Consider the following 24,569-nt stretch of genomic DNA (forward strand, 5'->3'; position numbering starts at 1 on the left):
TCAGGGCCTGCCCGTGGTGGGGGCGCCGGCGCGGACGGCCGCGTCGACCGCAGCGGCGAGCGCCCACGGGCTGGGCTCGGCCGCCTCGCCGTGGACGGTGAGGCCCTTCGCCTGGGCGGCGCCCGTGGCCTCGTGGTGCACGGTGACCACCCGGATGTCCTGGTGGATGCCGAGGTGCCCGGCGAGGGAGGCGAGCAGGGTCGTGGGCAGCACCACGGCGCTGTAGCCCGCGAGCCGCAGATCGCGGACCACCTGCGGGTCCAGGCTCGTGGTGCGCGGCCGGTAGCCGACGACGGTGGTCACCCGGTGGCCGGAGCGCTCGAGCGAGGTGCGCAGGGTCGGCGGGAGCAGGGCCGAGCCGAGCAGGAGCAGATCGGAGGCCGCCCCGCCCCCGCTGCTGCCCGCCCCGCCGCCATCCGAGGGACCGCCGCCGGCCGGACCTTCGCCCGCCGGCCCGACGGCCTGGGCGATCGAGGCCTCGGCGTCCGAGGCGGTCGCGGTGGGGGTGATGCCGCCCGCGCGGAGTGCCTCCGCGGTCTCGAAGCCGGCCGAGACCACGCGCAGACCGGCGGGGAGCACCGCGCCCGTCCCGAGCACCTCCTCCACGAGCAGCTGGGCGGAGAGCGGTCCCTCCACCACCACCTGCGCGTAGCGGCCTTCGACGAGGTCCTCGATCGCGAGGCGGGTGTCCGCGTCCCGCTGCGGGCGCAGCTCGAGGAAGGGGCAGTGGTCGATCGTGTAGCCGCGGGCCTGCAGCGCCTCGATGAGCGGGACCCCGTGCCCCGCGGCGGAGGGGACGAGGACGGGGAGGGCGCTGGCGGCGGTCATGGCACCATTGTGCCGTGACCAGTCCTGCCCAGCGTGTCCACGACGCCACCCGCCGCCTGCTCGAGCTGCTCGAGGCCGGCGAGTCCACGACCGAGGAGGCCATGGCTGTGCGCGGCGAGCTCGCCCTCGCCACCGCCGAGGCCGGTCACCTCGAGGATGCCTGGTACCAGGCGGAGGAGCTCGTCAAGGACGCCCAGCGCGGCAGCGGCGGCGACCCGGACCACCCGGCGATCGCCGAGGCCCGCGCGGTGCGCGACGAGGTGGAGCGGATCGCGATCGCCCGGGACCGGGAGCAGAACCACACCTGAGGCCGCGTGCGCCGAGCCGGGGCCGCTGGCCGCCGCCCTCGGCGCGCTCCCCTCAGCCGCGCAGGAAGGCCGCGCAGGCCTTCTGCAGCAGCAGCGGGTCCTCGACCGCGCACATCTCGCGCGCGGAGTGCATCGACAGCAGCGTGATGCCGACGTCGACCGTCGTGATCCCGAGCCGGGTCGCCGTGATCGGGCCGATCGTCGACCCGCAGGGCATCGCGTTGTTCGAGACGAAGTGCTGATGGGGCACGCCCGCGTCGTCGCACGCGGCGACGAAGGCCGCGATGCCGACGGCGTCGGTCGCGTAGCGCTGCTGGGCGTTGATCTTCAGCATCGGCCCCTCTCCCAGGCGCGGCCGGGTGACGGGGTCGTGGCGCTCGGGGTAGTTCGGGTGCACCGCGTGGCCGGCATCCGCCGAGACCACGAGCGAGGAGGCGAAGGCGCGGCGGCGCGAGGCGTCGTCCCCGCCGAGCGCCGCATGCATCCGCACGAGCACGTCCTCGAGGAACGGTCCGGCGGCGCCCGAGCGGCTCGCGGAGCCCACCTCCTCGTGGTCGTTGGCGACGAGGAGCGCGATCGGGTCGCCCTCCTCGCGGGGGCCGTCGGCGACGGAGAGCAGCGCCTCGACCTCCGCGTGCACCGAGGTGAGGTTGTCGAGCCGCGCCGAGGCGAGGAACTCCTCGTGGGCGCCGAACAGCGCGGGGGCCTGCGCATCGACGGTGACGATGTCGAAGCCGGCGACGTCCTCCGCGTCGACGCCGGCCTCCGCGGCGAGGATCGCCATGACGTCGAGCCCGCCCTGGCTCCCCTGGCCGTTCTGATCGCTCCCGCCGCCCGGCGCCTCGAGGCCCAGGACCGGCTGCAGGTGGCGCTGCGGGTCCAGGACCAGCCCCTCCTTGTTCACGGCGCGGTCCAGGTGCACGGCGAGCTGGGGGATGCGCAGCAGCGGGCCGGTCGCGGTGAGCACGGTCGTGCCGTCCCAGAGCGTCAGCCGGCCGGCGAGGCGCAGCTCGCGGTCCAGCCACGAGTTCAGCAGCGGCCCGCCGTAGACCTCGACGCCCACCTGGGCGACGCCCTCCCCGCCGCCGTACCGGGGCGTGGGCTTGAGCTTGAGGGCGGGGGAGTCGGTGTGCGAGCCGACGATCCTCCACGCGCTGCGGGAGTCGGACCCCTCGGGGGCGGACCACGCGATGATCGAGCCGTCGCGGATCACGTAGCGCTCGCCGGCGACGTCCTCCGCGGTCCAGTCCTCGGTCTCCAGCAGGCCCCGGAAGCCGCCGGCCTCGAGCCGTCGGGCGGCCTCGGCGACGGCGTGGTAGCTCGAGGGCGAGGCGGTGACGAAGGCGCCCAGGTCGAGGGCGACGTCGCGGGCCTGCGAGGAGGGGCCGGAGGGGCCGGCGGGGCCGCCGGGGCGGGTGGAGCCGGACGGGCGTGCGGGATGCTCAGCGGTGGAGGTCACGAGCTCATTGAACCATCGGTGCCGCGGCAGGGGAGCAGGCGCAGGAGCTTCGCGTCGCCCTCCTGCGCGACGACGACCCCGACGCCGGAGGAGGAGAGGTCCTTCATCCCGGACATCGTGTCGCGGCGGTCCCAGAGCTCCTCGGGCCCGAAGTCCAGGGCGTACTCGACGCCCTCCTCGTGCATCGCGTCGCACACCCTCGGGTCGTGCCGCGCCTCGTCCAGCCGGTCGTGGAGCAGCTTCGTGTCGCGGGGGACCTCCTCGGTCATGTACAGGCTCGTCACCTCGCGGTCCGCGAGCGCGTAGACGAGGGAGCCGCCGTTCCAGGGGTTGGTCGCGACCACGGCGTCCGGCGGCACGATCCCCGGCACCTCCGCGAGCAGCGCGCGCTCGTCCTGGGAGAGCAGCTGCTGCCCCTGCCACTGCGGGAGGGCGCCGCGCTCCGCCTGGCCGGTCGCGGGGGAGGCCCAGGAGACGGCGAGGACGAGCGGGGCGACGAGCACGCCGAGCACCCCGATCGCGGTGAGCACCGACGGTGCCGCACCGCGCGCCGCCGCCCGGTCGCGGAGCTCACGGCCGATCGCCTCGAGGCCCACGGCGAGCAGGGGCACGGCGAGCAGCACGGTCAGCGCGGAGACCCGATGGTTGTCGCTGTAGAAGGGCCCGGTGAGCAGGTAGCGCAGGTCGCCCTCCGGCAGGGAGCGGATCAGGACGTCCGCGCCGGCGGCGACCAGCCACGGAGCGAGCAGCCAGCGGGAGCGGCTCCGCAGCGCGACCGCGAGCACCGCCGCGAGCAGGATCAGGGCGAGCGGCAGGAAGGCCTGCGACGAGTTGGGGGCCAGGGAGAGCACCTGGCGCACCGCCTCCCCGGGGCGCGCGGTGGGGTCCCAGGAGGAGGCGCCGCGCGACGGCCGCGCGATGCTCCACCCGACGAGTCCCGCGGCGAGTGCCAGCAGCGCGAGCCCCGCGGTCGCCGCGAGCCCCGCGGGGGAGTCCGTGTCCCCGCGGCGGAGCGAGCGCACGCGCAGGCCCACGGCGACGAGCGCCATCGGCAGCCCGAGCAGGATCGCGGCGAGCGACCCCTGCGGGTGCGCGAGGGTCACGGCGAGCAGGGAGGCGATCAGGATCGCCGCGAGCTGCGCGGGATCGGGCCGGCGCGTGGCGGGGGAGAGCGCGAGCAGGTGCGCGGCCCCGAGCAGCAGCGTGGGCAGCAGGACGATCGAGAGCAGGTAGGGCAGCAGCAGCCCCCAGCTCATGAGCTCGAGCGGGAAGGCGCCGCTGATCCCGGCGAGGGCCCCGGCGAGGCCGACGGCGGCCCGACCGCCCGAGGTCGCGGAGCCGACGAGCGCCATCATCCCCAGCGGCCACACCACGCAGCCGGCGGCCAGCATGAGCACGTTCGAGGCGAGCGCGACGTCCTGCCCCGAGAGCTGGGCGACGAGGCTCGCCGCCTGGTGCCACAGGGCCGGGTAGTAGCCGGACTCCCCGGGCAGGCGGGTCATCCCGCCGACGACGCCGACGGAGGCGTCGTGCAGGCGCATCACGTGCCGCACGGCGCTGAGGTGGAAGACGTTGTCGAAGGTCTGGCTGACGGCGTCCACCGACCCCATGCGCCGCAGCTGCAGCACCAGCAGGCTCCCGCCGCCGAGGAGGAGTCCCGCGACGGGCACGAGCACGGCCCGCAGACCCTCGCGCCCCGTCGGCAGGACGGGAGGTGCGGGGCTGCCCGCGGCGCCCAGGTGGCGAGGGCGGTGCCCCGCGCGCCGACGGTGCAGCTCGCGCGCTCCGAGCACGATCCCGGCGAGCAGGATCCCGAGGGCCAGCGGCACGAGCAGCGACCAGTCCGCCCGCAGCTCGTGCCCGATCTCCGCGGAGAGCGCGATGACGGCGAGGGAGAGCACGGGCAGCACCGCGCACAGCACGAGCCCGCGCATCCGCAGGGCGAGCGCGAGGGGCAGCCCCGGCAGGGCCAGCACCGCGATCGTGGCGATCGCGGCGAGGAGGGTTCCGGCGAGCAGGTCCATCTCAGGAGCCTCCTTCCGCGCGCTCCCGGACGCTGACCGGGCCGGTGGGCCCGTCGAGGACCGCGGTCGCCGCGGGGGCGAGGGTCAGCTGCGTGAAGCGCTTGGTGAGGTGGTCGTCGTCCATGTACACGTAGGTGTCCCCGAGCACGGGGGAGCAGCGGCCCTCGGGGCAGATCTGCGCGCTGAGGTCCAGGAGGGTGAGGCTGCCGCCGCCCTCGGCGGGGGTGAGGCCCGCGGCCGGGTTCTCCGGGGCGAGCTTCGCGGAGGCGTCCGCGCCGCATGCGGCGTCGGCCTCCACCGGGGTGCCGTCGGCCCCGATCACCGCCTCCGCGCACGCGTACTCGTCCTCGGTCCAGCGCGGGGTGTCACGAGCGCTGATGACGTCGATGCCGCGGGAGGTGAGCTCCTGCACCGCGGTGACCATGCCCTCCGGCGTGGTCTCCTCGGCGGAGTCCGGGACGGTGCGCGTGGAGCTCGTGAGCACCACCTCGGGCTGCACCGTGTCGAGGTAGGAGAGCACGTAGTCGTTGTACCCCGAGCAGTACCGGCTCTCCTCGGTGCCGGGCACGAAGTCGCAGCTGTCCATGTGGAGGTTCACGACCTGCAGGTCGTGCTCCTGGGCCCAGGGCAGGATCGCGGGGATGTACTGGCGGGCGTGGGAGCTGCCGACGACGACGAGCAGCCCGGCGTGGGCGGTGCCGTCGGGCAGCAGCTGCTGGCAGGGCACGTGCCGGAAGGTCGTCGAGGGGGCGAGGTCCCCGGCGCAGGACTCGGGCAGGTTCGGCCACTGCGAGCCGAGCTCCCAGCCCTGCGGCAGGATCTGGGCGGGCGCCTCGGTGAGCACCTCGTCGGTGGGCTCGGCGGGGGCGGCGGTCGCCGCGGGCTCCGCGGCCGCCTCTCGCTGGAGCAGGCCCCACCAGGTGCCGGTGGTCCCGGCCACGAGCGCCACGCTGAGCCCCACGGCGGCGAGCGCGCGCCAGGGCCGCGCCTCGAGCCAGGCGGAGCGGCGGATCGGCGCGTCCACGAGCCGGGTGAGGCCCCAGGCGAGGAGCACTGCGGCGGTGAGCAGGACGAGCCCGTCCAGCAGCCCGGCGCGCTGGTGGCCGCTCACGTGCAGCCACAGCACGAGCATCGGCCAGTGGACGAGGTAGAGCGCGTAGGAGATGTCGCCGACGAACGCCGCGGGCCGGGTCGAGAGCAGGCGGTCCGCGCCCCACCTCGTGCCCGAGTGACCGGCGACCACGACCGCGCCGGCGGCGATCAGCGGCACCACGGCGATCCAGCCGGGGAACTGCGAGGAGACGTCCAGGACGATGCCGACGGCGAGCAGCCCCGCGATGCCCGCCCATCCGGCGAGCGCCCGCAGCCACCGCAGCCGCGGGGCGGTGTCGTCCTCCGGCCGTGCCGCCCCGGTGAGGCGGTCGATCGCGGGCAGGGCGAGGGCGAGCAGGGAGCCGGCCGCGAACTCCCACAGCCGGGCCAGGGTGTCGAAGTAGGCGACCGGCTGCTGGATCGCCGTGGAGTGCACGGACCAGGCGAGCGAGGCCGCGCCGATCACGAGCATGAGGACGGTCAGGGGGCGTCGCACCCCGCGGCCGCGGCGGGCGAGCGGGAGCGCGAGGGTGAAGAGCAGGGGCCACAGCACGAACGCCTGCCCCTGCACGCTGAGGGACCAGAAGTGCTGCAGCGGCGAGGCGGCCCCGGCATCCCGCGCCTGGTAGTCGACCTGCAGCTGCACGAGCACGAGGTTCTCGACGTAGGCGGCGGAGGCCACCGCCTGCTGCATGATCGAGGGCCAGGCGGAGGCCGGCAGCAGCAGGCCCGTCCCCAGCAGCACGAGCAGGATCGTCACCGCCGCGGGCGGCAGCAGCCGCTTGAAGGTGTGCAGCCAGTAGCGGGGCACGCCCAGCGGGCGGCCGCTCTCGAGGCGGCGCACGAAGGTGCCGGTGAGGAAGAAGGCGGAGAGGAAGAGGAAGACGTCGACGCCGCCGGAGACCCGGCCGAGCCAGATGTGATAGACGGCGACGAGCCCGAGCGCGACGGCGCGCAGGCCGTGCAGCTCGGCGCGGAAGGCGGGCCGGGAACGGGGCGGCTCGGGGATTCCCGCCGGCACCGGGGCCGGGCCGTCCCCCGGGGTGGGCGCCCGGCCCGCGGCCTCCCCGCGACCGGAGACCGACTCGCCCGTCGACCAGGCGTCCTGGGCCTCCTGCTCGACGTGCGCCTCGATCGGGCCCTGCAGCCAGTCCTCGAGCGCGGTGGCGCGCGGTGCGAGGGGCGGGCTCAGCCAGTCCCCGAGCCGCGAGCGGGGCGCCGTGCGCGGCTCGGGCTGCTGCTCGTCCTGCGTCCAGTCCTCGAGCGCGTCCCGCGCCGGGGCAGGCCGATCGGGACGCCCGCGCGGTGCGGGCGTCCCGTCGTCGTCGGGGGAGCGGATCGTCGGCTCTCTGGCGCTGGTCCGAGCTCAGGCGGGGCGGTGCCCGCCGCTCAGGGGCGGCCCAGGGACTGGTAGGTCCAGCCGGCGTCGCGCCACTGCTGGGGGTCCAGGACGTTGCGGCCGTCGATCATGTGCGCCGTGCCGACGACCTCCTTGAGGGCGACGGGGTCGAGCTCCTTGAACTGCGTCCACTCGGTGAGCAGGAGGACGAGGTCGGCGTCCTTCGCGGCGGCGTAGGCGTCCTCGGCGATCGCGAGGTTCGGCCGTTCGGCGTGGACGCGCTCGTTCGCGGCGGGGTCGGTGACGACGACGTCGGCCCCGCGGCCGGAGATCTTCGAGGCGATGTACAGCGCGGGGGACTGGCGGGTGTCGTCGGAGTCGGGCTTGAAGGCGGCACCGAGCACGGCGACCGTCTTGCCGGTGAAGCTGCCGCCGAGGGCCTTGCGGGCGAGGTTGACGACGTGGTCGCGGCGGCGGTTGTTGACGTGGTCGACCTCGCGGAGGAAGCCGAGCGCCTCGGTGACGCCGAGCTCGCCGGCGCGGGCCATGAAGGCGCGGATGTCCTTGGGCAGGCAGCCGCCGCCGAATCCGATGCCGGCGCGGAGGAACTTCGGGCCGATCCGGTCGTCCAGGCCGATCGCCTCGGCGATGACGGAGACGTCGGCGCCGGTGGCCTCGCAGACCTCGGCGACGGCGTTGATGAAGGAGATCTTCGTGGCGAGGAAGGAGTTCGCGGAGACCTTCACGAGCTCGGCGGTCGCGTAGTTGCCGATCACCAGCGGGGTCTCGGCCTCGAGCATCGGCGCGTACATCTCGTCGAGGACCTCACGGGCGCGGGCGGCCTCGGCGGGGTCCTCGGGCAGGCCGTAGACGATGCGGTCGGGGTGGAGGGTGTCCTTGACGGCGAAGCCCTCGCGGAGGAACTCGGGGTTCCAGGCGAGCGGGGCGTCCGAGCCGCCGGCGCGGAGGCGCTCGCGCAGGGAGGCCGCGGTGCCGACGGGCACAGTGGAGCGGCCGAGGACGACGGCCGTGTCCGAGAGGTGGGGGAGGAGGGAGTCGACCGCGGCGTGGACGTAGGTGAGGTCCGCGCCGGCGCCGTCGATCTGCTGGGGGGTGCCCACGCAGATGACGTGCGCGGTGTAGTCCGCGGCGTCGGAGTAGTCGGTGGAGAACCGCAGACGGCCGGACCCGAGGGCCTCGGTGAGGACCTTCTCGAAGCCGGGCTCGTGGAAGGGGGCGATGCCCTTGTTCAGGTCGTCGATCTTCTTCTGGTCGACGTCGAGGCCGAGGACCTCGTGCCCGATCGAGGCCATCGAGGCGGCGTAGACGGCACCCAGGTATCCGCATCCCACGGTCGTGATTCGCATGGGACCAGATCGTACCCGGGCGCGGGTACCGTCCACGGGACGGCGCCGGTGCGTCGGATCACGGTCGACGCCGCTCGCTGACGTAGAGTTCTCGGGATCGTCGACGGCGGGATCGTCCCCCTGAGCGCACCCGTCAGAGCTGACGTGCCCGCCCGGCGCCGCCGCGGACCTCCCCCGTCCTCGGCCGGTGCCGTCCCGTCCGGACCGGCCCCCGCCCGTCCTGTCCCGCCCCGCCTCGGCCGGATCCCCCGCTCCGGCCCGCCCCGTCCCCCGGAGGATGCCGCTTGCTGAATCGATGGAAGACGATCGCGAAGGACCTGCTCGCGATCACCTGGATCCGCCGGACCTACGAGACGGTGAACCGCGGGTTCCTCGAGTCCTTCGGCTCGAGCCGGGTGCTCACCCACCTGTTCTTCACGGGCAACCCCCTGGCCTTCAACCGCGAGCAGTCCGCGGTGCTGCGCGGCCGGCGCAACTACTACCGCAACAAGTCCACCGCCCGCGTCACCCACGTCGAGCTGCGGCGGAACATCCACCGGCTCGAGAAGGGCCTCATCATGCGGCCCCGGCGCGAGATCTTCGCCCGGGACTACATCACCGAGACCATCGAGTTCTACGAGACCGCAGCGCGGCAGTGGCGCCAGGCCCCCGGCACCATGGACTCCGCGGAGATGGAGTGGGCGCACGACGTCCTCACCGAGTACTTCCGGGTGAGCGGCACGACGGACCGCACCGTCGAGGCGGCCCGCGCTCGCTTCGCGAAGGTCGAGCACGGGGCGGAGAGCACCGGCAAGATCCCGCACCCCAAGGAGCTCATCAGCGACATCTCCTACGACGACCTCGTGCTGCTCGCGCAGCAGCGTCGCAGCGTGCGCTGGTTCGAGCAGCGCCCGGTCGAGCGGGAGCAGATCGACAAGGCCCTGCGGGTCGCGCGCCAGGCGCCCACCGCGTGCAACCGCATCCCCTACGAGTTCCGGATCTTCGACGACCCGGCGCTGGCGAAGGAGATCGCCGCGATCCCCTTCGGCTCCGCCGGGTACTCCGACAACGTGCCGGCCGTCGCCGTGGTCGTGGGCAAGCTCGAGTCCTACTTCAGCCCCCGCGACCGGCACGCGATCTACGTGGACAGCTCGCTCGCCGCGATGCAGTTCATCCTCGCCCTGGAGACCCTCGGCCTGAGCTCCTCGGTCATCAACTGGCCGGACTTCGAGCCGCTCGAGGCGAAGATGCAGCGCCGCCTCTCGCTCGACACGAGCGACCGCGTCGTCATGCTCATCGCCTTCGGGTACGCCCACGACGAGGGGCTCGTGCCCTACTCGGCGAAGAAGGGGCTGGACACCTTCCGGCGGTACAACGACTGAGATGACGGACCCCGCCGCCTCTCCCGACCCCGCCTCCCCGGACGACGCCGCCTCCGCGGACCCCGCCGCCCGTCCCCGCCGCTCCGGGCTGAAGCGCGCCCTGCGCTGGGGCGTCACGATCCTCGTGGTCGGCCTCGTGGGCTGGCTCTTCGCCCGCAGCCTCGCCGCGAACTGGACGGAGCTGCGTGCGCAGCACCTCCGCTTCTCCTGGTGGTGGGTCGCGGCGACCGTGTGCTTCGCCGGCGCCGTCGCCGTGACCGGCTCCGCCTGGGGCCGGATCGTGCGCTGGCTCGACCCGCAGGCGGAGGTCTCCGCCCGCGAGGCCGTCGCCGTGCAGTGCCTCTCCTGGGTGCTGAAGTACATCCCCGGGCAGGTCGGCTCCGTGACCAACAAGGTCCTGTGGGCGGGGAAGAAGGGCATCAGCCGCACGCTGATCCTCATCAGCTTCGTCTACGAGAACGTCTTCCTGCAGATCGCCTCGATCGTCCCCGCCCTCGTGATCCTGCTGATCAGCCTCGGCCCGGGCGTGCTCGGCGCGAACGCGACGCTCCTGCTCGCCCCGCTGCTCGTGCTGATCCCCGCCGCGATGGTGCTGCACGCCCCCACCTTCCGCCGGATCGTGGACCTGCCGCTGCGTCGCATCCTCAAGAGGCCGGTCCCGGCGGAGTACTTCCTCTCCGGCCCCCGCTCGCTCGTCTCGGTCCTCGAGTTCGTGCTGCCGCGCGTCGTCAACGGCGTGGGCTTCGTGATGATCGCGGCGACCGTGAGCGACATCGGCCCCGGCCAGTGGCTGCCCTTCGCCGCGGCCTACGCGCTCGCCGGCGCCGTCGGCATCCTCGCGATCCTCGTGCCCAGCGGGCTCGGGGTGCGCGAGGCCGTCATCGTGCTCGTCCTCAGCCAGTACGTCCCCGCCCCGGAGGCGATCGTCATCAGCCTCCTCGCCCGCCTCCTCGCGACGATCGGCGACGCCGTCGTCGCCCTCGTCTACCTCGCCGTCCGCCGCACCATCCCCCAGGAGATCCGCCCATGAGCACCCCCCGCATCACGATCATCGGCTCCGCGCTGTCCGGCAACAAGGGCGCCGCCGCGATGCTCGAGAGCGCCGTGCAGACCCTCACCGAGCGCCTCGGCGACGTCGAGTTCACCCTGCTGAGCATGTACCCCGAGGAGGACCGGGCCCAGAACCCGTACCCGAACCTCGAGGTCCTCGCCGCGGATCCGAGGACCCTCGGCGTCACCATCAACGTGCTCGCCCTCACGCACCGGCTGCTGCCCCCGCTGCGCCCCCTGCTGCGCCGCCACCCCGCGATCCGCGCCCTCGCGGGCAGCGACGTGCTGCTGGACCAGGGCGGCATCACCTTCACCGACGGCCGCGAGAAGTTCCTGCTCTACAACGTCGCCTCGATCCTGCCGGCGCTGGACCTGCGGGTCCCCGTGTTCAAGTGCGCCCAGGCCGTGGGGCCCTTCCGCAATCCGATCAACCGGGTGGTCTCGAAGGTCTTCCTGCCCCGCGCCCACACCCTCGTCACCCGCGGTCGCATCACCCACGAGCACGCCGAGGGCCTCGGGCTCACGAACCTCGTCGCGGGCGCCGACTACGCCTTCTCCCTCGCCATGGACGGCACCGAGGAGCAGGCCCTGCGCGAGGCGGGCGTGGACCTCGGCTTCTTCGAGGGCGGCGACGTGGTCGGCGTGTGCCCGTCGGTCGTGCTCCAGAAGAAGGTCGACGCCCGGAACGACGACTACGAGGGCCAGATGGTGGCCTTCATCGAGCGCCTGCGCCGCCACGGCAAGAAGGTGCTGCTCGTGCCGCACAGCGTGCGCACCGGCACCGGCAAGACGCACAACAACGACCTGCCGCTGTGCACCCGCATCCACGAGCGCCTGCAGCCGGGCGCGGACCTCCTGTTCGTGGACCGCGAGCTCGGCTCCCAGCAGCTGCGGCACCTGATCGGCCGCTGCGACCTCTTCGTCGCGAGCCGCTTCCACGCGATGGTCTCCTCGCTCGCGATGGCCGTGCCCACGCTTGTCATCGGCTGGAGCCACAAGTACCGCGAGGTGCTCGAGATGTTCGAGCTCGAGGAGTGGGCCTTCGGTCACGACCAGCTCGACCCCGGCTACCTCTGGACGCGCTTCGAGCAGCTCGACGAGCGCCGCGACGAGGTCCAGGCGAAGCTCGACGCGCACCTGCCCGAGGTGCGCGAGCGCTCCCTGCAGCAGGCGGACCTCATCGCGACGCTCGTGCGCGAGCGGTCCGCCGCGCGGCGCTGATTGCCGGGTCGCGGGTGGTTCGCCCGGTAAGCTCGGGCCCTGCCGTGGGGGACCGGGCGCGCGAGCACCGGTGCGTCCCCCCGCCCTTGAGGGCCGATCACCCCGAGGACCCATCGCCCCCGAGAACTGAGGACCGTGAGCACCGATGACCGTGAGCGCTGACCCCGGAGCGACAGCGGCATCGGCCCCGCATCCCCACCGCGCCGCCATGGAGGGCGCCGCTCGCGGCCTCGGACCGCTGTGGCGCTGGGGCGCCGTGGTGAGCGTGGTGCTCGCCCTCACGCTCCACGTCGTCATCGCCTGGGGCGCCCGCACCCCCTCGTTCGCCTTCGACGAGATCGCGCTGCTGCAGTACTCGAAGTTCCTCTCCGGCGCCGGCATGCCCACCCCGCCCCGCGGCGCCGGCTACTTCCCGGCGTGGAGCGTCATCATGGCGCCGATCTGGTGGTTCACCTCGAACCCCGCGGTCGCCTACCGGGTCGCGATCGGGCTCGGCGTGATCGCCGCGATCGTCACGATCTGGCCGCTGTCCCGCGCGATCACCCGCGTGGGCCTCAGCACGCCGCAGTCGGTCGTGGTCGCCTCGCTCGTCATGTCGATGCCCGCGCGCACCGTCCAGACCGGCTACGTCACGAGCGAGAAGCTGCTCTTCCTCGCCCTCGCCTGGACGATCCTCGCGGCCCTGCGCCTCTGGGAGAGGCCCACGGTCCCGCGCGCGGTCGTCTTCGCGATCGCCGCGGCCGTCCTCACCACGACCCACTCCCGGGCGGCGGTGCTGCTCATCGCGTGCGCGATCTGGCTGCTGTGCCTGGCGATCCGCTCGTGGAAGGCCTCCCTCGCGGGTCTCGTCGTGCTGCTCCCGATCGGCTACCTCGCCTTCTGGTCCGGCGGCCTGCTCAACCAGTACCTCGGCGGCGGATTCAGCCAGGGCGAGAAGCTGCTCGGCAACCTCCTCGGCTCGCGGCCCTCGATCATCCTGCGCGTGATCATCGGCCAGTCGTGGGAGCAGACGGTCGGCTCCCTCGGCCTGGTCGTCGTGGGACTCGTCGTCATGCTCGTGCTCGTGTGGCGCGAGCTGCGGCGCGAGCACGCGATCGGCCCCGTGTGCCTGATCGCCGCGATGCTGCTCGGCGTGGTGGTGCTGTCCGTCGGCCAGTGGTCCAACGAGTCCGCCCTCTACCTCGCCTCCTGGCGCCGGCTCGACGCCTGGCTGTACGGGCGCTACCTCGACCCGGTGACCGCGCTGCTCGTCGCCCTCGGCCTCGCCGCGATCGTGCGGGGGCTGTCGCGCCGCGTGCTCGCCACGGCGCTAGTGCTCACCGCGGGCCTCGTCGGCGTGACCGTCCTGTGGCTCGCCCCCGGCGCCCCCACGTGGGGCTACGTGACCCCCGCGCACATCCCGGCCGTCATGCCCTGGTTCTCGACGCTGCCGACGGCGACCGCCGAGACCTGGCAGTGGGGCCTCGTGCCGAGCCTCACCAACGAGAACCGCTTCTGGCTGCTCGCGAGCATCCCCGCGCTGCTGCTGCTCGCCGCGCTCACGGGCGCGGGCCGGCTGGGCCGTCGCGGCGGCGAGGTCCTCGTCGCGGTGCTCATGGTCCTCGCGAGCGTCGGCACGATCGCCTCGACGCGCGCCACCGGTCACTTCCAGCAGCTCGAGGGCGGCCACCCCGTCCTGGCCGATGAGATCAACCGCCTCGAGGCCGAGCACGACGGTGAGCTCACCGTCGACTTCGACCGCTTCTGCACGCCCGGGCTCAGCAACAACGCCGTCGTCCAGAACACCCTCGCGTACTGGATCTCGCCCACCACGATGGACGTGAGCATGGACCGCAACACGTCCCAGGCGCAGATCGTCCTGGGCTGCGACATCTGGCCCGAGGGCAGCGCGAAGGGCGCGCGGATGATCAGCGGGGTGGAGAGCTACGGCTACCACGCATGGATCATGCCGGGGCCGCTGCTCGACGAGCTCGACGCCCAGGGCCGCCTGGAGCCGGTCGCGGCGTCCTGATCACGCCGATCAGCACCACGACGACGGTCACGGCGGCGGCCGCGACCGCGACGCCCAGCAACGGCAGTGCGAGGTCGGGCCGGAGCTCGGCCTGACCCGTGGCCGCGACCTGTGGCCGCCCGAGCAGGAACACGACGATCTGCCACCAGGCCGTCGCGGACCACGCGAGCACCAGGAACGGCGCCGCCCGGCGGAGACCGCCGAGTCCCCACGCGATCAGCAGGCAGGTCACGGGGAGGATCGGCAGCGAGTAGCGCGGGAAGAGGTTCCCCGCCGCCGCGGAGACGTACACGAACTGCATCGCGATCAGGAGGCCGGAGACGGCCGCCAGCATCACCACGCCCGCGAGGGCGACGGGCCGCTCGGCCGCCCCCGCGGCGTGGGAGCCGTGCGGCGTGCTCCGGCCTCGGCGGGAGGCCGCGCCCAGCACGATCGCGAGCACGGCGCCGAGCAGCGCGGGCGCCACGAGCAGGGCCCACAGGGTCAGGCCGTCCGGGGTGTTCCCCGGGGAGAAGATCCCGAGCAGCTTCGCCCAGTAGACGGGATCCGCGGCCACCTCGAGCGGTGCCGGGGGCGAGGTCCGGTCGGTGTTGGCCATCGCCCACTCGGGGTGCCCGCCGGCGACGGTCCCCGTGAGGCGCACGTTGCGCAGGTAGAACCAGCCGGTCGCCGCGATCATCGCGAGGCCGATGAGCACGGGGCGCAGCAGCCACGAGCGGCGCGGGAGCGGGCCCGGGGCGAGGAGCCCCCGCAGCACGAGCGCGCCGAACACCACGGCGACGATCGGCATCAGCGCGAGCCGGGTGGACGCGGCGGCCACGGCGGCGACCCCGAGCACCCACCACGTGCCGGTCCGGGCGGCGAGGGCGTCCGTCCCCTCGCGCGGCAGGGTGATCAGCCGGAGGGCCGCACCGAGCACCACCGTGATCTCGAGGGCGGCGATGTCGTCGTTGTAGATCGCGCTGCCCACGCCCATGACCCAGGGGGAGGAGGCGGCGGCGAGGCCCGCGATCCATGGCAGCCAGCGGCGGCCCCCGCAGAGCGGGCGCACGGCCCACATGACGGCGGCGCACAGCGCAGCGGCGATCACGGTGTTGACCATGCGGCCGGCCATGCCGGCGAGGTACGGGCTCCCTGCGTCGTACAGCGGTCCGACGACCGGTGCGAGCAGAAGGTAGAACAGCGGCGGGTGCTGGGACGTCCACTGTACGGGCGGGCGGACGCCCCAGGGCAGCTCGACCTGCAGGCCGTCCTCGAAGACCGGCAGGTCCCCGTGCCACACCTGCACCGCGTAGTCGAAGTGGGCCATCTCGTCCCCCGAGGAGAACAGCGGGGTGAGGAAGCTGCGGGCCGTGGTCGCGGCGAGCACCATGATCACGATCCCCGAGGTCACGGGGAGATCGAGCGGGCTGGGGCGACGCATGGAGGCTCCTCGTGGCGTGGTCGCGGCACGCCCAGCCTAGAGGGGCGTCGGACGGCGCCCGCTGGTGCGCGGGCTCACGCGGCCGGCGTGAGCGTCACAACTGCTCGTCCCAGGTCGTTCTGGATACACTGACCCGGTTCCGCGCAGTGCTGGGGGCCTTCGGCGGAAGCGACCGCGGGGGCCCGGTCACGTCCACGACAAGGTGATGTCCCCATGAAGGTCTTCGTCCAGATCCCGTGCCTGAACGAGGAGCAGACGCTCCCGCTCGTGCTCGACACGATCCCCAAGGAGCTCCCCGGCGTGGACTCCGTCGAGGTGCTCATCATCGACGACGGCTCCACGGACCGGACGATCGAGGTCGCGAAGGCGCACGGCGTGAAGCACTTCGTCATCCACGCCCGGAACATGGGCCTGGCGCGCTCCTTCCGCGACGGCGTGGACTACGCCCTCGCCCACGGCGCGGACATCGTCGTGAACACCGACGGCGACAACCAGTACAAGCAGGAGCGCATCGCGGATCTCGTCGCGCCCGTCGTCTCCGGCGAGGCGGACATCGCCATCGCGGACCGCCAGACCAAGAAGATCGCGCACTTCTCGCCGTTCAAGAAGGTCATGCAGCAGGTCGGCTCGCAGGTCGTGAACATCGCCGCGGAGACCGAGCTGCCGGACGCCGCCTCCGGCTTCCGCGCCTACTCCAAGGCGTCCCTGCTCCGCCTCAACGTCATCACGCAGTTCTCCTACTGCATGGAGACGATCATCCAGGCCGGCAACAAGCGGCTGCGGATCGCCTCGGTCGCGATCGACACGAACCCCAAGACCCGCGAGTCGCGGCTGTTCAACAACATCTTCCAGCACATGGCGAAGTCCGGCTCCGCGATCGTGCGGGCCTACCTCATGTTCAAGCCGCACCACGTGCTCGGCTGGATCGCGGCGATCGCCGGGGTCATCGGCCTGATCCCGTTCGTGCGCTTCCTGGTCTACGCGATCATGGGCGAGGGCGACGGCCACATCCAGTCGCTGATCTTCGGCCTGATGCTGCTCACCTGCGCGTTCATGACGCTCGTGCTCATGATCATCGCGGATCTCCAGCGCACCAACCGGGTGCTCGTCGAGGAGGCCCTCGAACGGATCAAGCTCGTGCAGTACGGGACGCCGAACAACCCGCTCGTCGGCTCCGGCGAGACCGTGCCCACCTCCACCGGGCCCATCGCCACCGGCTGGGTGGACGGGGAGCGCGTGCTCGACCCGGCGCAGCACACCGGACCCGTCACCGACGACGCGGTCGTGGACCAGTGGACGACGGCCGCCGGCCGTGAGACCACCGCTCCCCGCCGCGACGCATGAGCCGTCTGCTCGGGTTCGGCACCTACGACCGTGACCAGCACCCCCGCGTCGGGGTGCTGCTGGACGGTCTGGCCGCGAGCGGCTGGGAGGTCGCCGAGCTCGACCGTCCGCTGGGCCTGAGCACGGCGGACAAGGTCGAGCTGCTGCGCAAGCCGTGGCTGCTCGGGAAGCTCGTCGCGCGCCTGGCCACGCGCTGGGCGGGACTCGTGGGCGGGCGCCTGCGGTACCGCGGCCGCCACGCCCCGGACGTGGTCCTCGTGGGCTACCTGGGCCACTTCGACGTGCTGCTCGCGCGGGTCCTGTTCCCGCGCACCACGATCGTGCTGGACCACCTCATCTTCGCGGCGGGCACCGCCCAGGACCGCGGCGAGAGCGGCGGCCTCAAGCTCGCCGTGCTGCGGGTCCTGGACCGCCTCGCGACCTCCGCCGCCGACCTCGTCGTCGTGGACACCCCCGAGCACGGCGCCCGGCTCGCCCCCGCCGTCGCGGCCCGCGGCGTCGTGGTGCCCGTCGGCGCCCCCGAGGACTGGTTCGCCGCGGCGGAGGCTCCGCAGGCCCGCGCCGGCGAGGAGCTCTCCGTCGTCTTCTACGGCCTGTTCACGCCGCTCCAGGGCACGCCCACGATCGCCCGTGCCCTGCGCCTGCTCCACGAGGAGGGTGCGCCGGTGCGCGCGACGCTGATCGGCGGCGGCCAGGACCTCGAGGAGTGCGAGGAGATCCTCGCCGGCGTCGACTCGGTGACCTGGACCTCCTGGGTGCCCGCGGCGGAGCTCCCGGCCGTGGTCGCCGGCCACGACGTGTGCCTCGGCATCGTCGGCACCTCCGCGAAGGGGCAGGACGTCGTCCCCAACAAGGTCTACCAGGGCATCGCCGCCGGCTGCGCCGTGGTCACCTCGGACACCGCGCCCCAGCGCCGGGTGCTCGGGGACGCCGCCGTGCTCGTCCCCGCGGGGGATGAGGTCGCGCTCGCCACGGCCCTGCGCCGCCTCGCGGGGGATCCCGCGGCCCTCGCGGCCGCGCACCGCGCCGCCGCCGCGGCCCGGGACGCCTTCCATCCCGCGGCCGTCGTCGCCCCGCTCCGGGACCGGCTCGCGGCGGAGGCCGCCCGATGAGCCGCGTGCTCGAGGTGCTGCGCTCCCGCGCCGTGAAGGCAGGGTTCCTCGTCGTCGCGCTCGCGCTCGCCGTCTGGGCGGTCGTCTCGCAGTGGGACGAGGTCTCCGCGGCGCTCGTCTCGATGGACCCGCTGCTGCTCGTCGCGGCGCTCGCCCTGGGACTCGTCTACGTGGTCCTGACGATGCTGTCCTGGCGGGCGGTGCTCGCCGACCACGGCACGCCGCTGCCCATGAGCTCCGCAGCGCCCGTTTTCCTCGTCTCGCAGCTGGGCAAGTACGTGCCCGGCGGTGTGTGGAACATCGTCGCCGCGGCGGAGATGGGTGCGGACCACAGGATCCCGCGTCGCCGCAGCGTCTCCGCGATGCTCGTGACGCTCCTGATCTCGATGGTCACGGGTCTCATGCTCGCCGCGATCTCGATGCCCTTCTCCCCGCCCGCCCTCGCGGACCGCTTCGGCTGGGTGCTGGTGCTGCTGCCGCTGTTCGTCATCGTGCTGCTGCCGCCCGTGCTGGGCCGGATCGTCGCGCTCGCGCTGCGCGTGACCAAGGGGGAGCCGCTCGAGCGCCCTCTGCGCTGGCGCGGCATCGGCGCGGCCGTGGGCTGGCAGCTGCTCGCCTGGATCGTCGCGGGTCTGCAGGTGTGGGTGCTCGCGGTCGGCGTGGGCATGGAGGCGGACGCCCGCTCGGTGCTCCTGTGCATCGGCGGCTACGGCTTCGCGTGGGTCGTGGGCTTCCTCGTCGTCGTGGTGCCCGCGGGCGCCGGGGTGCGCGAGTCGATCCTCGCGATCATGCTCGGTGCGAGCCTGTCCACGGGCGGGGTGCTGGCGGTCGTGCTGCTCTCCCGCGTGGTGCTCACCCTCGCGGATCTGCTCCTGGGCGGCCTGGGTCTGCTGCTGTCGCGCCGGGCGCGGGCCGCCCGTGAGGCGGCGGCGGTGGGGACGTCGGATCCGACGGGTCAGACGGGGCCGACGGGGCCGACGGGGCCGACGGGCGCGGACGCCCGCTGAGCCGGTCCGCGGCGGCGCCCGCCGCGAGCGCCCCCGCGGCGAGGACGAGGGCCCCGGCGCGCAGCCACGTGAACAGCGGATCCGGGTACAGGCCCGGCCCGGGGTAGCCGAAGGTCGCGGTGGCGAAGCCCCGGGCCACGGTCACGGTCTGGGTCGCGGTGAGGGTCGCGAGCAGGACGAGCACCACCGCGCAGGTCGCGAGGGCGAGGCCGGTGGCCCGTCGTGCGAGGACCGCGACCGTCTCCGTCGCGGCGGCGAGCACCACGAGCAGCAGGGCCTGGCCGACGAGCTCGCCGATCGGCGAGGTCAGCGTCACCGAGTCGCTGAGGTCGAAGAGCAGCCGCAGGCCCGGCAGCGTCACCGCCGCGAGGAGCAGCAGCGCGACGGCGAGGGCGCTGAGCGTCCGTGACAGCGGCCGCGGCGCCGTCTCCCGCGTCGCGCGGGAGCCGAGGACCGCGAGGGCGACGCCGAGCGCGCCCGCCGCGATCAGGAGCAGCGCGTGCACGACCGGGTCGAGCACCCACCCGACGGCCACGAGCGAGGAGGCGACGCCCTCGTCGAGCAGCACGAGCGCGGCGGTGTCCACGAGGGCGAGGCCCGCGGTGAGCAGCGGGCCCAGGAGCACGGCCCCGAGGGCGATGCCCGCGAGGGCCGTGCCACGGCCGGCAGGGGCGACGTGCAGCGCCGCGGCGGCCGCGAGGAGGAGCAGCGCGAGCAGGGAGGCGGTCAGCAGCGGCAGCACCCTCCCCGCGACCGGGGGAAGCAGCGCGGGGGCGACGAGCACCGCGAGGGACAGCGCAGCGAGGATCGCGGTCGCGGCGCCGGTGGCGCGCACGGCGGTCATGATGCCGCTCCGTCGGCCGACGGGAGAGGACGTGCGGAGCGCCCCTGGCCGAGGGCGAGGAGCGCCCCGACGACGACCGCCCCCACCACGAAGGAGAGCGGGAGCGTGCCCTCGGCGAGGAACTCCAGGACTCCGTCGAGCGGCACCGGCTGCCCCGAGGAGCCGATCTGTGCAGAGCGGATCGCCAGCAGGAGCTGCTGAGCGGCCGACGCGAGCTGCAGCAGACCCAGGACGGTAGGTGCGGCCCAGCGCAGGAGGCCGTCGGCGCGAGCGGCGAGGAGCAGCCCCGCCGCGATGACGAGCAGGACGGCGAGGTTCTCCCCGAGGCCGGAGACGTACGACGCCGCGATCGACCTGTCCTCGGCGTGGGAGATGCCCACGACGAGCCATGGCAGCACGTCCAGCACGAGCGCCGCCCCCAGGGTGCCGAGCAGGATCACGGCGCGGGCGGTCGCGGTGAACGGCACGGGGACAGAGCGGCGACCCGGCGCGGCGCGGAGCCCGGTGACGAGCGCGATCGCCGCCGCGGCGAGGAGCGCGAGGACCACGACGGAGGTGCGGATCGCCCAGATGACGGAGGCGGCGGCGACGAACTCCTCGATCGGCATCGCGAGGGCCATCACGATGAACACGACGGAGCCGAGCGTGGGGATCAGCTGCTGAACGACCAGCGCCGCCGCGACGATCACGGCCGGCAGCGTGACCCTGCCCTTGACGTGGGAGCGTGCGAGGAACCAGCAGACGGAGAGCATCAGCACCGCGATGACCAGCGCGTCGACGACCCAGAGCACCGAGACCGCCGTGGAGGTGACCTCCAGGGAGTTCAGCAGGATGCCTGTCCCGAGCAGGATCGCCGTGGTCCCGGCGGCGGCCGCGGTGAGCAGCGCGGGCAGTCGGTGCCCTGCCGCCGAGGAGGCCGCCGGGGCGGGAGGACGCGAGCTCGAGCTCGTACTCGGGATCGGGCTCTGGTGCATGGGTCCTCCAGCGGTGCCGGGCCGATGGCGGGGGTCCCCCGGAGCGCGGCGCCGGCCCCCACCGCACGCTCCCCGGGCATGATCCCACGAGCCCGTGTCGTGGGACCATGTCCCGGTGACCCCTGCAGACGCCACCGCCCCCGCGGCCCCGACGGGCGCCGCCTCCGCCGTCCCTCCGCCCTCGGCGCATCCCGGGCGCGCGAGCACCGGCTTCGCCGTCACCGCGCAGGACGGCGAGAAGGCCCGCGCGGGGGTCATCTCCACGCCGCACGGGGAGATCGCGACGCCCGCCTTCATCCCCGTGGGCACCAAGGCGACCGTGAAGGCCGTGCTGCCGGAGTCGATGACGGAGCTGGGCGCGCAGGCGCTGCTCGCGAACGCGTACCACCTCTACCTCCAGCCGGGGCACGACCTCGTGGACGAGGCGGGCGGGCTCGGCGCCTTCATGAACTGGCCCGGTCCCACGTACACCGACTCGGGCGGCTTCCAGGTGATGAGCCTCGGCGCCGGCTTCAAGAAGGTGCTCTCGAGCGAGTTCTCCGGCGGGGAGAAGGCCCGCACGGCGTCCGGTGAGGACGATGCCGTCGCGGAGGGCAAGGAGCGTCTCGCGCACGTCGACGACGACGGCGTCACCTTCCGCTCCTTCATCAATGGCGACGTCCACCGGTTCACGCCGGAGATCTCCATGCAGATCCAGCACGGCCTCGGGGCGGACGTCATGTTCGCCTTCGACGAGCTGACCACGCTCATGAACTCCCGCGGCTACCAGGAGAGCGCCCTCGAGCGCACTCGGCTCTGGGCGATCCGCTGCCTCGCCGAGCACGCCCGGCTGAGCGCGGACCGCACCCATCGGCCCTACCAGCAGCTGTGGGGCGTCATCCAGGGCGCCCAGTACGAGGACCTGCGCCGGAAGGCGGCGCGCGACCTCGGCGCGATGGACGTCGAGGGCTGGGGCTTCGACGGCTTCGGGATCGGCGGGGCGCTCGAGAAGGAGAACCTGGGCACGATCGTGGGCTGGGTGACCGACGAGCTCCCGGAGGCGAAGCCCCGGCACCTGCTCGGCATCAGCGAGGTCGACGACCTCTTCACCGCGGTCGCGGCGGGGGCGGACACCTTCGACTGCGTCTCCCCGTCCCGCGTGGCCCGCAACAGCGCGGTGTACACGCGCACGGGCCGCGTGAACCTCACCGGCTCCCGCTACCGCCGGCAGTTCGCGCCGATCGACGAGACCTGCGACTGCTACACCTGCACGCACTACACGGCGGCGTACGTGCACCACCTGTTCCGGGCCAAGGAGATGCTCTCCTCGACCCTCTGCACGATCCACAACGAGCGCTTCGTGGTGCGCCTCGTGGACCGGATCCGCGCGGCGATCACCGCCGGCGAGCTCGACGCCCTGCGGGAGGAGACCACCGGCGCCTATTACGGCACCCCGCGGTGACCGAGGCCGACGTCCCGGACCCCGGGAGCGCCCGACGTCCCGGGAGCGCCGGAGCAGCCCCGGACGACGGACCGTCGCGGCCGGACCCGGTCGCCTGGACGGGCGCGGCGGTCGTGCTCGGGGCGCTCGCCGGGGTGTGCGCCCTGCTCGGCGATCATCTGCTGCTGGGTGTGCTGCGGATCGCCGCGGGCGTCCTCGTGGGGCTCGCGGCGGGGGCCGGCCTGGTGGCGCTGCGGCGGGGTCGGGGTGCGCTGCTCCTGCCCGCTGCGGCGGTGCTGGCGCTCGCGGTCGCGACGGCGCTCACGGCGCCGGCGCTCATCGCCGCCCGCGCCCCGTCGCTGGACTCGTCCGCCCTCGCCCGGATCGCCCCGCTCGGCGACGGCGACACGGTGGTCGGCCTCGGCGCGGCGGGCGCTCCCGTGCTCGTGCGCCGCGCCGCCGGGGGAGGGCAGCTGCTGAGCGGCACCCGGGTCCAGGCGGTGGAGTCCGGGGCCGACGAGGCGCTCGCCCTCTCCGAGGACGGGACGCACCTGCTGCGGACGAGCGAGTCGGGCACCACCGTGCTCGACGCCGGCGGGGGCGGGGAGCCCGTCGCCCTCGCGACGCTCCCCGGACCGGTGCTCGCCCTGGCCGGGGACGTGGCCGTGGCGCGCGTGTGCGAGGCGGGGGCGTGCCTGCTCACCGGGTACGACCTGACAGAGGCGCCGTCGGCGGATGCCGCGCCGGAGCCGCTCTGGCAGGTCCTCGACGGGGACGCCTCGACGACGCCCCGGGGGCCGGACCCGGGCTCGGGCGGCCCCGCCGCCCCGGCGATCGTGGTCGGCGCGGCGCCGGCGGGCCTGCTCGACGCGATCACGGCCACGGGCGTGGTGCCCGCGGTCCCGCTGCGCTTCGACCCGGCCCAGGGATGGGTGCAGCTGGACCCGACGACCGGCTTCCCGATGGGTCGGGTGCTCGCCGGGCCCGAGGACCCGTGCCGCATCGCCGCGACCGATCCCGCACCCGGCGACACGGAGCCCGTCGTGCTCACCGTGTGCGCGGCGGAGGACGGTGCGCTCACCGCGACCGCGACCCGGGACGGCGAGGAGCAGTGGACCTCGGACCCGTCACCGGCGGGCGAGTGGACGGTGCGGATGGAGGACGGCCGGGTCCTCGCGAGCGGGACCGAGGCGGGCACCGGCGCGACCGGCGAGATCGTCGCCTCGGAGGCGGGCGGGGCATGGTCACGTCCCGGCGGGGCGGGGATCGAGCAGGCGAGCGCGTTCACGAGCCGGGTGGGCATCGACGGCTCCCGCATGGTCGTCACGAACGAGCAGGGTCAGCTGCTCGCCTACGACACCGCGACCGGGGAGAACACGTGGAGCGCGCCGCTCGCCTCCCCGCTCGAGGACCTGCGCGGCGACGTCGCGGCGGGCTTCGTCGCGGTGGTGACGCCGGCGCCGCGGGAGCGGTCCCTGGACCCGCGCTCGGGGGTGCGGGTGCGCACGATCGACGCGGCGAGCGGGCGGCTGCGGCTCGACCTCGTGGTGCGTGACGGCGACGAGGTCGAGGGCGTGCGTGCGCTGGGCGACGGCCGGGCGCTCGTGACGACCGGGGATGCCGCCTACCTCCTCGGCCCGTGAGCGCGGGCGCCGCCGGCGGGAGCCGCGTGAGCGCGGGCCGGGAGGGCGCCGGGTGTCAGGCGCGCTGGGCGACCCAGCGGCGGATCATGATCGCGCCGGCGAGGAGCGCGCCGCAGATCACGAGCCAGCGGAGCGCCTCGAGGACCGCCGAGATGATCGCGACGGCGGTGTACGCGTCGTAGCCGGCGTTCGCGACGATCACCTGCGTGATGATGCGGAGGATCCAGGAGGCGACCACGCCCAGCAGGAGCGCCGCGACGATGACGATCGCGCCCGTGCGGCCGCGGCCGGTGCCCTGGACGATCGTCATGATCGCGAGGACCAGCAGCGCGATCGAGAGGATGCCGTTCACCGCGAGGGCGAGGAGTGCGAGGATCCCGCCGATCCCGGCGGTGACGAGGGCGGCGTCGGAGTCCCCCGAGGAGGCGCCGATCGCTCCGGCGGCGAATCCGGTCGAGAAGCCGATGATGTCGACCAGGGCGCGCACGGCGACCACGGCGATCGTGAGGATCAGGATCCACTTCGCGTAGGCGGCGACCTTCTCCTGCGGGCTGCGCGTCACCGGGGCCCACTGTCCCTGGGGTGCCTGGCCCGGCTGGGCCCACTGGCCCTGCGGCGCCTGGCCCTGCGGGACCCACTGCCCCTGCGGTGCCTGCCCCTGCGGTGCCGGCTCCTGGCCCTGCGATCCGTACCCCTGGCCCTGCGATCCGTACCCCTGTGTCATGGTGCTCCTCCGTGTCCC

At 74.1% G+C, this 24,569-nt stretch carries 18 protein-coding genes; 10 read left to right on the plus strand and 8 right to left on the minus strand.

Annotated elements, in window-relative coordinates:
* Nucleotides 1-828, minus strand: coding sequence for a uroporphyrinogen-III synthase (locus NLU66_RS06220; RefSeq protein ID WP_259362072.1), 828 nt, complete (start codon nt 826-828; stop codon nt 1-3).
* Nucleotides 829-842: 14 nt separating this feature from the next.
* Between NLU66_RS06220 and NLU66_RS06225 the strand changes: the two genes are divergently transcribed.
* A complete protein-coding gene (locus NLU66_RS06225; protein WP_259362073.1) occupies nt 843-1,136 on the plus strand; it encodes a hypothetical protein in 294 nt (97 codons plus the stop codon).
* A gap of 52 nt (nt 1,137-1,188) precedes the next feature.
* Here NLU66_RS06225 and NLU66_RS06230 read toward each other — a convergent pair whose 3' ends face one another.
* The 4 genes from NLU66_RS06230 to NLU66_RS06245 all read right to left on the minus strand — a co-directional run bounded on the left by NLU66_RS06230 (nt 1,189) and on the right by NLU66_RS06245 (nt 8,417).
* Nucleotides 1,189-2,595, minus strand: a complete 1,407-nt coding sequence (locus tag NLU66_RS06230) for a M18 family aminopeptidase (RefSeq protein ID WP_259362074.1) — start codon at nt 2,593-2,595, stop codon at nt 1,189-1,191.
* Entirely contained in the window at nt 2,592-4,619 is a 2,028-nt protein-coding gene (locus tag NLU66_RS06235; RefSeq protein ID WP_259362075.1) for a DUF6541 family protein, read from the minus strand. Before NLU66_RS06235 ends, NLU66_RS06230 begins: the two co-directional genes overlap by 4 nt.
* 1 nt (nt 4,620) lies before the next feature.
* Nucleotides 4,621-6,732: an acyltransferase family protein gene (locus tag NLU66_RS06240; protein ID WP_259362076.1), complete on the minus strand. Its 2,112-nt coding sequence runs from the start codon at nt 6,730-6,732 to the stop codon at nt 4,621-4,623.
* 368 nt (nt 6,733-7,100) lie between these two features.
* Complete coding sequence (locus tag NLU66_RS06245; RefSeq protein WP_259362077.1) at nt 7,101-8,417, minus strand: UDP-glucose dehydrogenase family protein; 1,317 nt, start codon at nt 8,415-8,417, stop codon at nt 7,101-7,103.
* A gap of 284 nt (nt 8,418-8,701) precedes the next feature.
* Here NLU66_RS06245 and NLU66_RS06250 point away from each other — a divergent pair, with 284 nt between their 5' ends.
* The 4 genes from NLU66_RS06250 (at nt 8,702) to NLU66_RS06265 (ending at nt 14,060) form a co-directional block, all read left to right on the plus strand.
* Nucleotides 8,702-9,778 (plus strand): nitroreductase family protein, encoded by a 1,077-nt coding sequence (locus NLU66_RS06250; protein ID WP_259362078.1) that lies wholly within the window; start codon nt 8,702-8,704, stop codon nt 9,776-9,778.
* Nucleotide 9,779: 1 nt separating this feature from the next.
* Nucleotides 9,780-10,808 carry a lysylphosphatidylglycerol synthase domain-containing protein gene (locus NLU66_RS06255; RefSeq protein ID WP_259362079.1) on the plus strand — a complete coding sequence of 343 codons (1,029 nt, stop codon included), beginning with the start codon at nt 9,780-9,782 and terminating at the stop codon, nt 10,806-10,808.
* A complete protein-coding gene (locus tag NLU66_RS06260; protein WP_259362080.1) occupies nt 10,805-12,049 on the plus strand; it encodes a polysaccharide pyruvyl transferase family protein in 1,245 nt (414 codons plus the stop codon). Before NLU66_RS06255 ends, NLU66_RS06260 begins: the two co-directional genes overlap by 4 nt.
* Before the next feature lie 145 nt (nt 12,050-12,194).
* Entirely contained in the window at nt 12,195-14,060 is a 1,866-nt protein-coding gene (locus tag NLU66_RS06265) for a hypothetical protein (protein ID WP_259362081.1), read from the plus strand.
* On the opposite strand, the gene NLU66_RS06270 is transcribed toward NLU66_RS06265, so the two are convergent.
* Entirely contained in the window at nt 13,993-15,483 is a 1,491-nt protein-coding gene (locus NLU66_RS06270; protein WP_259362082.1) for a hypothetical protein, read from the minus strand. The genes NLU66_RS06265 and NLU66_RS06270 overlap by 68 nt on opposite strands.
* A gap of 213 nt (nt 15,484-15,696) precedes the next feature.
* Between NLU66_RS06270 and NLU66_RS06275 the strand changes: the two genes are divergently transcribed.
* Genes NLU66_RS06275 through NLU66_RS06285 form a run of 3 tightly spaced genes read left to right on the plus strand, consistent with a single transcriptional unit; the run spans nt 15,697 to nt 18,946 of the window.
* Nucleotides 15,697-16,827: a glycosyltransferase family 2 protein gene (locus NLU66_RS06275; protein ID WP_259362083.1), complete on the plus strand. Its 1,131-nt coding sequence runs from the start codon at nt 15,697-15,699 to the stop codon at nt 16,825-16,827.
* Complete coding sequence (locus NLU66_RS06280) at nt 16,824-17,939, plus strand: glycosyltransferase family 4 protein (protein WP_259362084.1); 1,116 nt, start codon at nt 16,824-16,826, stop codon at nt 17,937-17,939. Before NLU66_RS06275 ends, NLU66_RS06280 begins: the two co-directional genes overlap by 4 nt.
* A complete protein-coding gene (locus NLU66_RS06285; RefSeq protein ID WP_259362085.1) occupies nt 17,936-18,946 on the plus strand; it encodes a flippase-like domain-containing protein in 1,011 nt (336 codons plus the stop codon). Before NLU66_RS06280 ends, NLU66_RS06285 begins: the two co-directional genes overlap by 4 nt.
* Before the next feature lie 840 nt (nt 18,947-19,786).
* Here NLU66_RS06285 and NLU66_RS06290 read toward each other — a convergent pair.
* Nucleotides 19,787-20,764: a hypothetical protein gene (locus tag NLU66_RS06290; protein WP_259362086.1), complete on the minus strand. Its 978-nt coding sequence runs from the start codon at nt 20,762-20,764 to the stop codon at nt 19,787-19,789.
* Nucleotides 20,765-20,879: 115 nt separating this feature from the next.
* Here NLU66_RS06290 and tgt point away from each other — a divergent pair, with 115 nt between their 5' ends.
* Together tgt and NLU66_RS06300 are read left to right on the plus strand one after the other, a co-directional pair.
* Nucleotides 20,880-22,205, plus strand: coding sequence for a tRNA guanosine(34) transglycosylase Tgt (tgt, locus tag NLU66_RS06295; RefSeq protein ID WP_259362087.1), 1,326 nt, complete (start codon nt 20,880-20,882; stop codon nt 22,203-22,205).
* Complete coding sequence (locus NLU66_RS06300; protein ID WP_259362088.1) at nt 22,202-23,827, plus strand: PQQ-like beta-propeller repeat protein; 1,626 nt, start codon at nt 22,202-22,204, stop codon at nt 23,825-23,827. The genes tgt and NLU66_RS06300 overlap by 4 nt, the downstream gene beginning before the upstream one ends.
* A gap of 55 nt (nt 23,828-23,882) precedes the next feature.
* Here NLU66_RS06300 and NLU66_RS06305 read toward each other — a convergent pair whose 3' ends face one another.
* Entirely contained in the window at nt 23,883-24,551 is a 669-nt protein-coding gene (locus tag NLU66_RS06305; protein ID WP_259362089.1) for a hypothetical protein, read from the minus strand.
* Nucleotides 24,552-24,569: the final 18 nt, after the last annotated feature.

It is taken from the genome of Brachybacterium sp. NBEC-018, assembly GCF_024860185.1.
GTDB classification, from domain to species: domain Bacteria; phylum Actinomycetota; class Actinomycetes; order Actinomycetales; family Dermabacteraceae; genus Brachybacterium; species Brachybacterium rhamnosum.

What these genes read in the sequence shown, in the direction of transcription:
- NLU66_RS06220 (WP_259362072.1), bottom strand. Translation starts at nt 828, where the DNA reads ATGACCGCCGCCAGCGCCCTCCCCGTCCTCGTCCCCTCCGCCGCGGGG.
- NLU66_RS06235 (WP_259362075.1), bottom strand. Translation starts at nt 4,619, where the DNA reads ATGGACCTGCTCGCCGGAACCCTCCTCGCCGCGATCGCCACGATCGCG.
- NLU66_RS06245 (WP_259362077.1), bottom strand. Translation starts at nt 8,417, where the DNA reads ATGCGAATCACGACCGTGGGATGCGGATACCTGGGTGCCGTCTACGCC.
- NLU66_RS06255 (WP_259362079.1), top strand. Translation starts at nt 9,780, where the DNA reads ATGACGGACCCCGCCGCCTCTCCCGACCCCGCCTCCCCGGACGACGCC.
- NLU66_RS06260 (WP_259362080.1), top strand. Translation starts at nt 10,805, where the DNA reads ATGAGCACCCCCCGCATCACGATCATCGGCTCCGCGCTGTCCGGCAAC.
- NLU66_RS06265 (WP_259362081.1), top strand. Translation starts at nt 12,195, where the DNA reads ATGACCGTGAGCGCTGACCCCGGAGCGACAGCGGCATCGGCCCCGCAT.
- NLU66_RS06270 (WP_259362082.1), bottom strand. Translation starts at nt 15,483, where the DNA reads ATGCGTCGCCCCAGCCCGCTCGATCTCCCCGTGACCTCGGGGATCGTG.
- NLU66_RS06275 (WP_259362083.1), top strand. Translation starts at nt 15,697, where the DNA reads ATGAAGGTCTTCGTCCAGATCCCGTGCCTGAACGAGGAGCAGACGCTC.
- NLU66_RS06280 (WP_259362084.1), top strand. Translation starts at nt 16,824, where the DNA reads ATGAGCCGTCTGCTCGGGTTCGGCACCTACGACCGTGACCAGCACCCC.
- NLU66_RS06285 (WP_259362085.1), top strand. Translation starts at nt 17,936, where the DNA reads ATGAGCCGCGTGCTCGAGGTGCTGCGCTCCCGCGCCGTGAAGGCAGGG.
- NLU66_RS06290 (WP_259362086.1), bottom strand. Translation starts at nt 20,764, where the DNA reads ATGCACCAGAGCCCGATCCCGAGTACGAGCTCGAGCTCGCGTCCTCCC.
- NLU66_RS06305 (WP_259362089.1), bottom strand. Translation starts at nt 24,551, where the DNA reads ATGACACAGGGGTACGGATCGCAGGGCCAGGGGTACGGATCGCAGGGC.